This is a genomic window from Acidovorax sp., from assembly GCF_034519795.1.
In the GTDB taxonomy this organism is placed as follows: domain Bacteria; phylum Pseudomonadota; class Gammaproteobacteria; order Burkholderiales; family Burkholderiaceae_C; genus Acidovorax.
The window spans coordinates 279,840-293,106 of the sequence record NZ_JAXHOB010000012.1 but is presented as its reverse complement, the minus strand read 5'-3'; the positions used below and the strand labels follow the sequence as shown (position 1 = coordinate 293,106).

Here is a 13,267-nt window from a genome sequence, read left to right as displayed (position 1 = left end):
ATGGGAGTGATCGGGCGGGGGCCCGGCGATGTTAAAGGAGCCGCAGGGCGTAGCGCTCGGACAGGGTGGTGGCCATGATGTAGAGCGAGGCCAGGGCGAAGGTGGCCGTGAGCACGTTGGCCACGGTCCGGTGGGTGGGCGAGGCCGCCTGGCCCATGGGGCCCAGCGCCGTGGCGCCCAGCAGGGCGGGCACGATGAAGTAGCGGCCCTGGACGCCGCTGATGATGGCCACCGGGTAGTCGTTCCAGCTGATGGCCAGGGCCAGGAAGACCAGGACACAACTGGCCAGCGCCACGAACAGGAGCAGCGCCCGGGCAGCCGCATCGCGCCACCGCCAGCGCGCCGACCCGATGGTCGCCACCAGTGCCACTGCCAGGCCACACCAGACCGCCTTCATCGCATCCTTGGTGACTGCGGCATCGAGCCAGCCCATCATGCCCACGAAGGAGTAGGCGTAGAAGTACCCGGTATCGCCGTCCAGCAGCGTACCGAGGACGAGGCGGGCGAACCCGAGTGGATCCTGCAGATAGATCGCCAGTATCTCGATGGTCGCGTGGTTGCGCACCAGGCGGGCGTCCGCCGTGGTGGCGATGCCGTAGAGCGTCCAGCCGGCGCAGGCCGCGCACAGCGCGATCCAGGCCAGCAGGTGCGCGGCCGAAAACCGGCGCACCAGCAGCCACAGGGGCAGCAGCAGCAAGGGGGCCAGATTGACGCGGGACGTCACGAGCAGGAAGGTGCAGGCATAGAGCGCGTATTCCTGCAACGGGTTCGCGTCGCCGCGGGGGGCCATGCAGCGCACGGAGAACAGCGCGGCCAGCAGCAGCGCCGCGGCGATGCTCAGCCCGTCGATGGTGGGCGAGATGATCTGGAACAGGGCCATCGGCATCAGCACCAGCGCACGCACCAGCAGATTGGGTGTGAACAGCCGCCACGCCCATGCGATCAGGCCCAGGGCTGTGGCGGCCACCAGCAGGCGCGTCAGCTCGTAGCTTGCGCGCATCGACAGGTCGAGCGCGCGCGCGGCGCGCAGGCCCAGCGCGTGGGGAAGGTAGATGAAGGGCGCGTAGTAGCCCGTGCCCACGGCGTTGACGAACATGTCCTTGTGCGCCCAGCGCTCCCCGGAGGCGTGCGCCATGAGTGCGCTGGCCGAAGCCGTGTAGTCGCGCTCCGTGCCGGAGAGCACCCGCATGCGCGACGTGAACGCCATGAAATTGCGGTCCACGTAGCCGCCCTGGTTGCCCACCTCGTCCGGTTCATCCTTGCGCAAGGTCCACTGGCCGTGGGCGATCATGTCGGCCCGCAGCAGGTGCACATTCTCGTCAGGCGACTGGAAGGCCGGCACCAGTCGCATCAGGCACCATGCCACCACAAGCGCCAGCAGCAAGCCGCCCGCCAGCGCAGGCAGCCCTGCTGCGCGCAGGTCAACGGTGCGCAGGTCAAAGCGGGGTTTCAGGTGGCGCGCCCCGGTGCGCGTGGCGGCGGCCTGGACGGAAGAACCCATCCCTCAGCCGTTCTTGCCGAGATCGATCTTCCTGTGCAGCACCTTGTGCAGCGGCCTCTGGGGCACCGAGGCGATGTCGTGCCCGATGAAGGCCAGCAGCAGCTGCAGGCCGGCGATGACCGGCAGGGCCGCCAGCATCACGGTGCCGGCCGACGAGTACGCCTGGTGGGCGCTCGAGCTGATCCAGTGCAGCAGGCCGAAACAGGTGCCAAAGCCCAGCATCAGCAGGCCCAGCGGCAGCTCGATGGAGGCCAGCGACATGTCGCGCAGGTAGTAGTTGTAGAAGATGCGCTTGCTGAAGTTGCGCAGGTGCTTGACCGTGAACTCGGGCAGGATCTTGCTGATCTTGAGGTTGCTTTCCTCGTCGGCGTAATGGGCGTTCATGGGCACGTCGACCACCACCGCGCGCAGGGTGTTCAGGCGAAACAGCATGTCCGTCTCGAAGAAGTAGCGGCGGCTGATCTTGTCGAACGGCAAGTGGCTGGCCACGCGCGCGTGGATGGCCGTGTAGCCGTTGGTCGGATCGAACACCTGCCAGTAGCCCGAGGAGATCTTGGTCAAAAACGACAGGGCCGCGTTGCCGAAGATGCGCATGCGCGGCATCTGGTGGATCTCTTCGAGGTCGAAGAAGCGGTTGCCCTTGGTGTAGTCGGCCTCGCCGCTGAGGATGGGGGCGATGAAGCCGGGCAAGAGGCGCGGGTCCATCTGGCCGTCGCCGTCGACCTTGACGATGATGTCGTAGCCCGCCTCGATGGCGCGGCGGTAGCCATGCATCACGGCGCCGCCCACACCCAGGTTCTCGGGGTTGAACACCACCTGCACCCGCGGGTCGGTGCAGTGCTGCTGGATGAAGGCGCCGGAGTTGACCGGGCACTTGTCGTCCACCGCGAAGATGCCCTGCACCTCGGGGCCGATGCGCTCGATGACGCCCAGCACGTGGGCCGTGACCTTGTAGCAGGGGATGACCACGGCGACACGGGCGGGCGCCGCAGGGGGCGGGGAGGCAAGAGAGGTTGTAAGGGCCACGGGTGAGGAAATGCTGTTCATGGCTGGAGCAGCGCCTCCCGCGTGATGAGCAGCACCTGGTCTTCGCCGGCGCTGGTATCGATCCAGTACACCGGCAGGCGCGGGAAGGCGGCTTCGAAGTGCTCGCGCTCGTTGCCGATCTCCAGCAGCAGCACGGCGTTCTCGCCCATGCGCGCGGGCGCATCCTTGAGCAACTGGCGGATGAAATCCATGCCATCGCTGCCACCGGCCAGCGCCAGCTCGGGCTCGGCACGGTATTCGGCCGGCAGCTTGGCCATGCTGTTGGCGTTGACGTAGGGCGGGTTGCACAGGATCAGGTCCCAGGGGCCGGGCAGGGCGGCAAGGCCGTCCGACAGCTGCAGCGTGATGCGATCCTGCAGGCCATGGCGGTCCACATTGATGCGGGCCACTTCCAGGGCGTCGGGCGAGATGTCGGCGCCGGTCACGGTGATCTCGGGCCAGGCCATGGCGGCCAGCACGGCCAGGCTGCCGTTGCCGGTGCACAGGTCCAGCACGCGGTGCGTGTGTTCGCCCAGGAACTCATCCACGCTGCCATCGGCCAGCAACTCGGCAATGAAGCTGCGCGGCACGATGGCGCGCTCGTCCACATAGAAGGACACGCCCTGCAGCCAGGCCTCGCGCGTGAGGTAGGCGGCGGGCTTGCGGGTGTCGATGCGCTCCTGCAGCAAGGCCTGCACCTGGACCAGTTGCTCGGCCGAAACGCCCTGGGCGCTGACCGCGCCGGGCGCGTCCGACAGGTCGCTGTCCAGTGGCAGGCCCAGGCGCCACAGCACCAGCCAGGCAGCCTCGTCGTGCGCGTTGGCCGTGCCATGGCCGAATGCGAGGCCGGCCGATGCCAGCAGGGCGGCGGCGGACTGCACCACGGCACCCACGGTGCCCCCGGTCAATACCGCGCTCATGCCGGCACCGCCGCAGCCGCGAGAGCCTGGGCATGCAGGTTGTCCAGGGTGCGGCGGTAGATGTTGGTGAGCGGCTCGATGTCGGCCACCACGATGTGCTCGTCGATCTTGTGGATGGTAGCGTTGGGCGGGCCCAGCTCGATCACCTGGGGGCAGACCTGGGCGATGAAGCGCCCGTCGCTGGTACCGCCCGTGGTGGACAGCTCGGTGGTGATGCCGGTCTCGGCCAGGATGGCCTGCTGCACGGCCGTGACGAGTTCGCCCGGCGTGGTCAGGAAGGGTTGGCCGCCCAGGGTCCAGCGCAGCTCATAGTCCAGGCCATGCGCGTCGAGCACGGCGTGCACGCGCTGCTTCAGGCCCTCGGCCGTGGATTCGGTCGAGAAGCGGAAGTTGAAGTCCCACACCACCTCGCCGGGAATGATGTTGGTCGCGCCCGTGCCGCCATGCACGTTGCTGATCTGCCAACTGGTGGGCGGGAAGAAGGCGTTGCCCTGGTCCCATTCGGTCGCGGCCAGTTCGGCCAGCGCCGGCAGGGCCTGGTGGATGGGGTTGCGCGCCAGCTGCGGGTAGGCGATGTGGCCCTGGATGCCGCGCACCGCCAGCTTGCCCGAGAGGGTGCCGCGCCGGCCGTTCTTGATCATGTCACCGGTGCGCTCCACCGAGGTCGGCTCGCCCACGATGCAGTAGTCCAGGCGCTCGCCGCGCGCGCTGAGCTGCTCGACCACGACCTTGGTGCCGTCGACCGAGGGGCCTTCCTCATCGCTGGTGAGCAGCAGGGCCAGGGTGACATGCGGCTCGGGCGTGGCCGCCAGGAAGTCCTCCACGGCCACCACGAAGGCGGCGATGGAGGTCTTCATGTCGCTCGCACCGCGGCCAAAGAGCTTGCCATCGCGGTGCGTGGGCACGAAGGGGTTGCTGCTCCACTGTTCCAGCGGGCCGGTGGGCACCACGTCGGTGTGGCCGGCAAACACCAGGGTCTTGGCGGCACTGCCGTTCGCACCCTTGCGCCGGGCCCAGAGGTTGCTCACGCGGAAATTGTCGGGGCCGCTGTCGATGCGCTCGCATTCAAAGCCCAGCGGTGCCAGCCGTGCTGCCAGCACCTCCAGGCAGCCCGCGTCGTCGGGGGTGATGGAGGGCAGGGAGATCAGCTGTTCGGCCAGGTGCAGGGTACGGGACATCGCAGGCAAATAAAAGACAAAGACAAAAAGAACATGGGGGCGCTGCGCGCCCCCGCCTCAGGCCGCAGGCTTCACGTCGAGCACGATCTCGGTGAACGAGGGCATGTCATCGGGCGCGTCGCGCGACTCCTTCTGCGCCTTGGCGGCATTGGCCGCCAGCGAGAAATCGTTCTGCAGGCGCCACATCAGGTTGGTAGGCGAGTCGGCAAAAGCCATGCCTTCCTTCTTGTCGATGCGCTTGTCGATGATCATGCGCGCCAGATCCTCCTCGAAGGTCTGCGAGCCTTCGGCCATGGATTTTTCCATGGCTTCCTTGACGCCGCCGAAGTCGCCCTTTTCGATCAGGTCGGACACCAGCTTGGTGTTGAGCATGACCTCCACGGCCGGCAGGCGGCCCCCGTCCAGGGTGCGCACCAGGCGCTGCGAGATCACGGCCTTGAGCGCCGACGCCAGGTCGCCGAGCATGGTGGGGCGCACTTCCACGGGGTAGAAGGACAGGATGCGGTTGAGCGCGTGGTAGCTGTTGTTACCGTGCAGCGTGGCCAGGCACAAGTGGCCCGACTGGGCGTAGGCGATGGCCGCCGACATGGTCTCGCGGTCGCGGATTTCGCCGATCAGGATCACGTCGGGGGCCTGGCGCAGCGCGTTCTTCAGGGCGGTCTGCAGCGACTGCGTGTCGCTGCCGATCTCGCGCTGGTTGACGATGGATTTCTTGTTGCGGAACTGGTATTCCACCGGATCTTCGATGGTCAGGATGTGGCCGGTGAGCGCCTCGTTGCGGCTGTCGATCATGGACGCGAGCGAGGTGCTCTTGCCCGAGCCCGTGGCGCCCACCATGAGGATCAGGCCGCGCTTTTCCATGATCAGTTCGGTCAGCACCGGGGGCAGGCCCAGGCTGCTGATTTCGGGAATCTGCTGCGAGATGAAGCGGATCACCACCGCATAGCTGCCGCGCTGGCGCATGGCGCTGATACGAAAGCGCCCCACGCCCGAGAGCGGCACGCCCATGTTGAGCTCGCCGGTCTCTTCCAGCTCCTCGATGCGGTCGGGCGTGATGATCTCGGACAGCAGGTTGCGCGGCGCATCCGGCGGCAGGATCTGGTTGTTGATCGGCACGCACTCGCCGTTGATCTTGATCAGCGCCGGGGCATTGGCCGACAGGTAGACGTCCGATGCCTTCTTTTCGCTCATCAGGCGAAGAATCCGCTCCATCGTACTCATGGTGTTTCCCCTCTCATTGTCGGTTTGTCTGCCGGCGCTGGCCGTGCGTGCTGGAAGGCTCTGCGGGACTGGAATCAGTCGCGCAGCAGGTCGTTGATGCTGGTCTTGGAGCGGGTCTGCGCATCCACCTGCTTGACGATGATGGCAGCATACATGCTGTAGGGCGCGCCATTGGCCGCCGTCTTGGGCAGGTTGCCGCTGACCACCACCGAGCCCGTGGGCACGCGGCCGTAGCTGATCTCGCCCGTGGCACGGTTGAAGATGGGGGTGCTCTGGCCCAGGTACACGCCCATGCCCAGTACCGAGTGCTCTTCGACGACCACGCCTTCGACCACTTCGGAGCGGGCGCCGATGAAGCAGTTGTCCTCGATGATGGTCGGGCCGGCCTGCAGGGGTTCCAGCACGCCGCCGATGCCCACGCCGCCCGAGAGGTGCACGTTGGCGCCGATCTGCGCGCACGAACCCACGGTGGCCCAGGTGTCGACCATGGTGCCTTCGCCCACGTAGGCGCCGATGTTCACATACGAGGGCATCAGGATCGCGCCCTTGGCGATGAAGCTGCCGCGGCGCGCCACGGCCGGGGGCACCACGCGCACGCCGGTGGCCTTCATCTGTTCTTCGTTCAGGTGGGCGAACTTGGTCTGCACCTTGTCATAAAAGCCCAGGTCGCCGGCCTTGACGACTTCGTTGTCCTTGAGGCGGAACGACAGCAGCACGGCCTTCTTGATCCACTGGTGCACGGTCCACTGGCCCACGGCCTCGCGGGTGGCCACGCGCAGGGTGCCGTTGTTGAGTTCGGCAATGACGTGCTCGACGGCGTCAGCGACTTCCTTGGGGGCTGCGGCAGGCGAGATGGTGGCGCGGTTTTCCCACGCGGCGTCGATGATGTTCTGGAGTTGTTGGGTCATGGATGTCAGACAGTACGGGATTGGATGAATTGGACGATGCGCATCGCGGCCTCCACGCATTCTTCGGCCTCGGCCACCAGGGCCATGCGCACGCGCTGGGCGCCGGGGTTGAAGCCACCGGCCTCGCGGGCCAGGTAGCTGCCCGGCAGCACGGTGACATTGTATTGAGCCAGAAGCTCGCGGGCGAACTCGGCGTCGGTCATTCTCAGGGCCTCGGGCACCTTGGCCCAGAGGTAAAAGCCGGCATCGGGCAGCGCCACGTCCATCACGCCGGCCAGCAGTGGCGTGACCTGGGCGAATTTCTTGCGGTAGAGCGCACGGTTTTCGGTCACGTGCTGCTCGTCGCCCCAGGCCGCGATGCTGGCGGCCTGCACGATAGGGCTCATGGCGCTGCCATGGTAGGTGCGGTACAGCAGGAAGGCCTTGATCAGCGCCGCATCGCCGGCCACGAAGCCGCTGCGCAGCCCGGGTACGTTGCTGCGCTTGGACAGGCTGGTGAAGGAGATCAGGTTCTGGAAATCGGGGCGGCCCGACTGCGCTGCGGCCTGCAGCCCGCCGAGCGGCGGCTCGTCGCGGAAGTAGATCTCGCTGTAGCACTCGTCCGAGGCGATGATGAAGCCATGCCGCTCGCTCAGCGCGAAGAGCTTCTGCCATTCATGCAGCGGCATGACGGCCCCCGTGGGGTTGCCCGGCGAGCACACGAAGAGCAACTGCGTGCGCTTCCAGACCTCCGTCGGCACGCTGTCCCAGTCCACCGCGAAGTTGCGCGCCGGATCGCTCGGGGCGTAGTAGGGCGTGGCACCCGAGAGCAGGGCCGCGCCTTCATAGATCTGGTAGAACGGGTTGGGGCAGACCACCACCGGGTCGGGCTTCGTCGGGTCGACCACGGTCTGGGCAAAGGCAAACAGCGCCTCGCGCGAGCCATTGATGGGCAGCACCTGGCTGCCTGCGTCCAGCGTCAGCGCGTAGCGCTTGCGCAACCAAGTGGTGAAGGCCTCGCGCAGGCGCGGCTCGCCCGCCGTGGCCGGGTAGCTCGCCAGGCCATTGAGGTTGTTGCTGAGTGCGTCCTTGATGAACTGCGGTGTAGGATGGCGCGGCTCCCCCATGCCCAGGCTGATGGGGGAATACTGGGCCGGAGGCACCACTGCGGCGAAGAGCTTTCGCAGCCGCTCGAACGGGTAGGGCTGCAGGTGGGAGAGCAGGGGGTTCATGGGCCATCATTATGGGTGATGCCGTGCCTGCGGGGACGCAGGCGAGCGGCCTGGCGCGCTTGCGGTGTGTCCCCCGGCACAGCTCCTATCGCAAACCCTTGGGTGGCGCTGCTTGTCAATCCGGCGTAAGGCCCATGCCTAGTATGGTTGCGAAACCCCGCAGCGCGATCATGGCCCGGGAATACAACGATATCGGAGACAACATGGCAGGATTCCTTCCATTGCGGCCTGGCCTGTGGTGGATGCGCCGGCTGCACCTTGCGGGCAAGCTGGCCACGCTGGCCGTGCCCATTGCCTGTACGCTGGCCGCCGCATCGCTGGGGGCCCCCTGGTGGGTAGCCCTGGCGGGCAGCGTGGTGGTGCTGTATGCGCTGCTGGCGCTGTACCTGAGCCTGGTGGACGACATGGCGGCCCTGTCCGGCGCCATGGCGCGCATCACCGACGGCGACCTGTGCGTGCATGCCGCCACCGGCGGCAGCGACGAGATGGCACAGATGGCCCGGGCGCTCGACGCCATGGTGCTGCGGCTCTCGTCCATGGTGGCCGACATCCGCAGCAACGCCGCCCTGGTGGCCCATGCCGGCCAGAGCCTGGCCCACGGCAACCGCGAGCTGGCCGAGCGCACCGAGCAGCAGGCCGCCAACCTCGAAGAAACCGCCGCCAGCGTGGAGCAGCTCTCGTCCACGGTGCAGAACAATGCCCAGACGGCCCAGGGCGCCGACCAGCGCGCCGGCCAGATGCGCCAGGCCGCCGACACCGGGGCCGAGGCCATGGGCCGCGCCGTGCAGTCGGTGCAGGCCATCCAGCAGGGCGCGCGCCGCATGACGGAGATCATCGGCACCATCGACGCCATCGCCTTCCAGACCAACATCCTGGCGCTCAACGCGGCGGTGGAGGCGGCGAGGGCGGGCGAGCAGGGTCGCGGCTTTGCCGTGGTGGCGTCCGAGGTGCGCATGCTGGCCAAGCGCTCGGCCGATGCCGCGCGCGAGATCCGCGAGCTGATCAATGCCTCGGTCACGCAGGTGGAGGCCAGCGCCGGCCTGATCCGCACCGCCGGTGAAGGCATCACCGATATGGCCGGCGGCATGCGCAGCGTGGCGGCCAGCATGTCCGAGATCTCCAGTTCCAGCGCCGAGCAGAGCACGGGCCTGCGCGAAATCAGCAGCGCCGTGCAGCAGCTCGACCAGATCACCCAGCGCAACGCACAGATGGTGGGCCAGGCCGTGGGGCAGGCCGAGGCGCTGGAAAGCCGCGCCTCCACGCTGTCGCGCGCGGTGTCGGCGTTTCGCCTGCAGCAGGGCACGGCCGAAGAGGCGGTGGCCCTGGTCAAGCGCGCCGCGGCCCTGCACAAGGGCAGCTCGCGGGACCAGTTCCTGGCGCGCATCACCGACAAGAGCCAGCCCTTCAACGACCGGGACATGTACGTGTTCGTGCTCGATGCCGGCGGCACCTACCGCGCCTTCGGTGGCAACCCGGCCAAGGTGGGCACCCGGGTGCAGGATATTCCCGGCATCGCGGGTGACCGGCTGATCGAAGACATCGTGGCCCAGGCCGATGCCGGTCCGGGCTGGGTCGAGTACGACATCACCAACCCGGCCACCGGTGCGGTGCAGACCAAGATGTCCTTCGTGGAACGGGCGGGCGACCTGTACCTGGGCTGCGGCGTGTACAAGGCGCTGGCCGCACGCTGACGGGGCCTGGGCGCGCCTGGCTCAGCGCTGCGTTCCGGCGCGTTGTTCCCGGGCGCGGGCCATGGCGGCGGCAATGGCCGCCTTGCGCGCCTGGGCGGCCGCATCGGCACCACCGCCGGGAGGCGCAGAGGCATCGGCGGGTACGGCGCTGTCTTCGTCGTCCGGCTCCTCGGGCGCACCGGCAGCCACCCGGGCCTTGTGCAGCGCATAACGCCCGCGCGCATGGTCCGCCAGCAGCGGGCTCCAGGCGGCCCAGCCCGTGGCCTGGCCGCTCACGGTTTCAAGGCGGATGCAGTCCACCGGGCACACGGGGATGCACAGCTCGCACCCGGTGCAATGCGGCTCGATCACGGTATGCATGCGCTTGTTGGCGCCTACGATGGCATCCGTCGGGCAGGCCTTGATGCACAGCGTGCAGCCGATGCACCAGTTCTCGTCGATGATGGCCAGAGCGCGCGGCACCTCCAGGCCATGCTCGGCACTCAGTGGCAGCACCGGCTGGCCGGTGATGGCCGCCAGCCGGGCAACCCCTTCGGCACCGCCGGGCGGGCACTGGTTGATGGGCGCTGCCTCGAAGGCGATGGCCTGCGCGTAGGCCGCGCAGTCCGGGTAGCCGCAGCGGGTGCACTGCGTCTGCGGCAGGGCGGCGTCGATGCGGGCCGCCAGCGCATGCGCGGCCGGCCCTGCAGGCGGTGAAGGCAGGGGTGCGCGGGCGTCCGGCTGCGGATTCAAGCCTTGCGTGCCGCCGTGGTGCGGCGGGTGCGCGATGCGGGGGCGGCAGTGACGGCCGCCTTGGCCACTGGAGCCTCCGGCTCGGGGGCTGCGGCCGCCCCGCTGGCGGGCGTTGCCTGCACGGCGGCCTTGGCGGACGCAGGCACGGCCTTGATCGCAGGCTTGGCTGCGGCCTTGGCCGGCGCCTTCTTCGCCACGGGCTTGCTGGCGGCGACCTTGCTCGGCGGCGCGGGCGGATTGTCGTCCGGCATTTCAGTCACGGCGACGGGGCGGGGTGCCTTTTTCTGCGGGACTTCGTGCGAGAGGATGAACTTGCGCACCTCGGGGTACACGATGTCGCGCCAGCGCCGGCCGCTGAAGATGCCGTAGTGCCCGGCGCCCTTGGCTTCCAGGTGGCGCTGCTCCTTGCGCACGATGCCGGTGCACAGGTCGTGCGCGGCTTCGGTCTGGCCCGAGCCGGAGATGTCGTCCAGCTCGCCTTCCACCGTGAACAGGGCGGTGGTGGTGATGTCCTGCGGGCGCACGCGCTCGACCTTGCCCTCGGGCGAACGCACGTCCCAGGTGCCATGCACCAGGTCGTAGTCCTGGAACACGGTCTTGATGGTTTCCAGGTAGTAGTCCGCATCCATGTCCAGCACGGCGTTGTACTCGTCGTAGAACTTGCGGTGGGCCTCGGCGCTGGCGTCGTCGCCCTTGATAAGGTCCTTGAAGTAGTCGTAATGGCTCGTGGCGTGGCGGTCCGGGTTCATGGCCACGAAGCCCGTGTACTGCAGGAAGCCCGGGTACACGCGGCGGCCGGCGCCTGGGAAGTTGTCGGGCACGCGGTAGATCACGTTGTTCTCGAACCACTCGTAGCTGCGGTTCATGGCCAGGTTGTTCACCGCCGTGGGCGACTTGCGCGCATCGATGGGGCCGCCCATCATGGTCATGGTCAGCGGGGTCTTCTCGCCGCGGCTGGCCATCAGCGAGACGGCGGCCAGCACCGGCACCGTGGGCTGGCACACGCTGATGACGTGGCAGTTGCCATAGGTGGCCTGCAGGTGGCGGATGAACTCCTGCACGTAGTTCACATAGTCGTCGAGGTGGAATTCGCCTTCGGACAGCGGCACCAGGCGGGCGTTCTTCCAGTCGGTGATGTAGACCTTGTGGTCCTTGAGCATGGTGCGCACGGTGTCGCGCAGCAGCGTGGCGTAGTGGCCCGACAGCGGTGCCACGATCAGCACCACGGGCTGGGCCTTGATCTTGACCAGGGTGTCGGTGTCGTCCGAAAAGCGCTTGAACCGGCGCAGTTCGCAAAAGGGCTTGTCCAGTTCGATGTTTTCGTGCACCGCCACGCCCACGCCATCCACGTCCACCGTGTGGATGTCGAAGGTCGGCTTTTCATAGTCTTTGCCCAGGCGGTACAGCAGATCGTAGCCGGCGGACATGCGCTGGGCGAACGCCGTCTGGCTCAGGGGCGACATGGGGTTGCTGAAGAGCTTGGCCGCGGCTTGCGCAAAGTCGGTGACCGGCTCCATCAGGGAGCGCTGGGTTTCGTAGATCTGGTAGAGCATGGGGGCGAAACTCCGTTATGTTGCAGTGCAATATAGCAGCACTTGGTTACCTCTGCATGCGGGAAAACCACCTAGGCCCAGTCGCTTTGGTGACAGCGCTGTCCATTCACCTGGCAAGGACTGCGCAGGGCCTGCTGTGAAACGCCCTGCTGCTGTGGTTTTTTCAGAAAAACCCTGTTGCCGACCTGGCACCGTGGCCGCGCCAGGCACGCCCCCCCCCCGCTCAGCCGTTGTCCGCCAGCCAGGATTCGAAGGCCTCGCGGGCCACGTTGCGCAAAGCCGGTCGGAACTGCGTGCGGTTGGCCAGGTACAGGCAGTGCCGTATCACGGTGTAGGGGTTGAAGCTGCCCTGGGGGTTCTGTTCCTCGAAGTGCTGCTTGTAGCGCTTGACCGTGCCCACGGTCTCCCGCATCAGGGTGTTGAAGCGCGCGCGCGTGATGCCGGGCGACCAGGCCTGGATGTCGTCCACGAAGCTGTCCACCTTGGAGGGGTCGAACTCGAAGTCCTTGAAGAAATGCGTGGCGATCTTGAGGAAGGTGAAGGCGTTGAGTTCGCTGCCCAGGGACGAGTACTTGGGTGCGGTGGCGGCATCGTGGTCGACCTCTGCCCCGGCCTCCACCGTCTCGTCGGGGGCCTGCAGCAGTTCTGCGGCCGTCTCGTCGCGGATCTGGCGGAACTCGCGGTCGGCCAGCTCGAACAGGGCCGAGAGCACATTGATGCGCCGCTTGAGCTGGCCGGGGATGGATTTCTTGTACTTGATCTTGTGGTCCAGCACGCTCCAGGAGTCCTGGATGATGGTGCGCACCTGCAGCTCAAACGGCTGCTCGGCATGCGCGGCGAGCGCCGGCAGGTCACGCGGGCCGGGGCGCAGGTCCAGGTGCAGGCCCTTGTAGCCGAACGAGGCCTCGGTGCTTTCCACGGCCGACGCCTTGTCGGTCACGTCGATCACCGCAAAATGCTGGCGCACGATCTGCGCCACCTTCTCCAGCTCGTCCTCGTACAGGCAGACCACGCGCACGCCGACCAGGTCGGTGATCCAGTGCTGGATCTCGTAGGCGGTGTTGCTCTCTTCCAGGCCGGGCCGGTACTTGCGCGCGAACTTGCGGATGCACTCGTCCACGTCCTTCACGCGCCCCTCCACCTTGGAGACGTCCACGCTTCCGGCATCGCCCACCACCCCGGCGATGGCAGCGGTGAAGGCGGCGCAGGCCTCCTCCAGCACGGGTTTCTGGGCTGCGTAGAACGCACGGAAGCGGGACTCTTCCCGTTCAAAATCAAGCGATGCCATGGATGGGTCTGCAAAGAGGCGGGTGGTGCCGGAAATGC

At 67.5% G+C, this 13,267-nt stretch carries 11 protein-coding genes; 1 reads left to right on the top strand and 10 read right to left on the bottom strand.

What is annotated here, in order from left to right; all coding sequences use genetic code 11:
* Window positions 1–31: 31 nt before the first annotated feature.
* The 7 genes from U5N23_RS14895 to dapC form a co-directional block, all read right to left on the bottom strand.
* The gene (locus tag U5N23_RS14895; RefSeq protein ID WP_322593564.1) at window positions 32–1,501 is read right to left on the bottom strand and encodes a DUF2142 domain-containing protein; all 1,470 of its coding nucleotides are present in this window, start codon (window positions 1,499–1,501) and stop codon (window positions 32–34) included.
* 3 nt (window positions 1,502–1,504) lie between these two features.
* Window positions 1,505–2,548, bottom strand: a complete 1,044-nt coding sequence (locus U5N23_RS14890; protein WP_322593563.1) for a glycosyltransferase family 2 protein — start codon at window positions 2,546–2,548, stop codon at window positions 1,505–1,507.
* On the bottom strand, window positions 2,545–3,447 hold the full coding sequence (gene prmB / locus U5N23_RS14885) for a 50S ribosomal protein L3 N(5)-glutamine methyltransferase (protein ID WP_322593562.1): 903 nt from the start codon (window positions 3,445–3,447) through the stop codon (window positions 2,545–2,547). The genes U5N23_RS14890 and prmB overlap by 4 nt, the downstream gene beginning before the upstream one ends.
* Entirely contained in the window at window positions 3,444–4,625 is a 1,182-nt protein-coding gene (dapE, locus tag U5N23_RS14880; protein ID WP_322593561.1) for a succinyl-diaminopimelate desuccinylase, read from the bottom strand. Before dapE ends, prmB begins: the two co-directional genes overlap by 4 nt.
* 57 nt (window positions 4,626–4,682) lie before the next feature.
* Window positions 4,683–5,846 carry a PilT/PilU family type 4a pilus ATPase gene (locus tag U5N23_RS14875; RefSeq protein ID WP_322593560.1) on the bottom strand — a complete coding sequence of 388 codons (1,164 nt, stop codon included), beginning with the start codon at window positions 5,844–5,846 and terminating at the stop codon, window positions 4,683–4,685.
* Window positions 5,847–5,920: 74 nt separating this feature from the next.
* Window positions 5,921–6,754, bottom strand: coding sequence for a 2,3,4,5-tetrahydropyridine-2,6-dicarboxylate N-succinyltransferase (dapD, locus tag U5N23_RS14870; protein WP_322593559.1), 834 nt, complete (start codon window positions 6,752–6,754; stop codon window positions 5,921–5,923).
* A 5-nt stretch (window positions 6,755–6,759) separates the two neighbouring features.
* Complete coding sequence (gene dapC / locus U5N23_RS14865; RefSeq protein WP_322593558.1) at window positions 6,760–7,965, bottom strand: succinyldiaminopimelate transaminase; 1,206 nt, start codon at window positions 7,963–7,965, stop codon at window positions 6,760–6,762.
* A 203-nt stretch (window positions 7,966–8,168) separates the two neighbouring features.
* Between dapC and U5N23_RS14860 the strand changes: the two genes are divergently transcribed.
* Entirely contained in the window at window positions 8,169–9,656 is a 1,488-nt protein-coding gene (locus U5N23_RS14860; RefSeq protein WP_322593557.1) for a methyl-accepting chemotaxis protein, read from the top strand.
* 21 nt (window positions 9,657–9,677) lie between these two features.
* On the opposite strand, the gene U5N23_RS14855 is transcribed toward U5N23_RS14860, so the two are convergent.
* The 3 genes from U5N23_RS14855 to U5N23_RS14845 form a co-directional block, all read right to left on the bottom strand.
* On the bottom strand, window positions 9,678–10,358 hold the full coding sequence (locus tag U5N23_RS14855; protein ID WP_322593882.1) for an RnfABCDGE type electron transport complex subunit B: 681 nt from the start codon (window positions 10,356–10,358) through the stop codon (window positions 9,678–9,680).
* A gap of 26 nt (window positions 10,359–10,384) precedes the next feature.
* A complete protein-coding gene (locus U5N23_RS14850) occupies window positions 10,385–11,941 on the bottom strand; it encodes a polyhydroxyalkanoate depolymerase (protein ID WP_322593556.1) in 1,557 nt (518 codons plus the stop codon).
* Window positions 11,942–12,164: 223 nt separating this feature from the next.
* On the bottom strand, window positions 12,165–13,229 hold the full coding sequence (locus tag U5N23_RS14845) for a (p)ppGpp synthetase (RefSeq protein ID WP_322593555.1): 1,065 nt from the start codon (window positions 13,227–13,229) through the stop codon (window positions 12,165–12,167).
* Between the last annotated feature and the right edge of the window lie 38 nt (window positions 13,230–13,267).

Coding starts and splice junctions, on each gene's coding strand:
- U5N23_RS14895 (WP_322593564.1), bottom strand. CDS start 1,501: ATGGGTTCTTCCGTCCAGGCCGCCGCCACGCGCACCGGGGCGCGCCAC.
- U5N23_RS14890 (WP_322593563.1), bottom strand. CDS start 2,548: ATGAACAGCATTTCCTCACCCGTGGCCCTTACAACCTCTCTTGCCTCC.
- prmB (WP_322593562.1), bottom strand. CDS start 3,447: ATGAGCGCGGTATTGACCGGGGGCACCGTGGGTGCCGTGGTGCAGTCC.
- dapE (WP_322593561.1), bottom strand. CDS start 4,625: ATGTCCCGTACCCTGCACCTGGCCGAACAGCTGATCTCCCTGCCCTCC.
- U5N23_RS14875 (WP_322593560.1), bottom strand. CDS start 5,846: ATGAGTACGATGGAGCGGATTCTTCGCCTGATGAGCGAAAAGAAGGCA.
- dapD (WP_322593559.1), bottom strand. CDS start 6,754: ATGACCCAACAACTCCAGAACATCATCGACGCCGCGTGGGAAAACCGC.
- dapC (WP_322593558.1), bottom strand. CDS start 7,965: ATGAACCCCCTGCTCTCCCACCTGCAGCCCTACCCGTTCGAGCGGCTG.
- U5N23_RS14860 (WP_322593557.1), top strand. CDS start 8,169: ATGGCAGGATTCCTTCCATTGCGGCCTGGCCTGTGGTGGATGCGCCGG.
- U5N23_RS14850 (WP_322593556.1), bottom strand. CDS start 11,941: ATGCTCTACCAGATCTACGAAACCCAGCGCTCCCTGATGGAGCCGGTC.
- U5N23_RS14845 (WP_322593555.1), bottom strand. CDS start 13,229: ATGGCATCGCTTGATTTTGAACGGGAAGAGTCCCGCTTCCGTGCGTTC.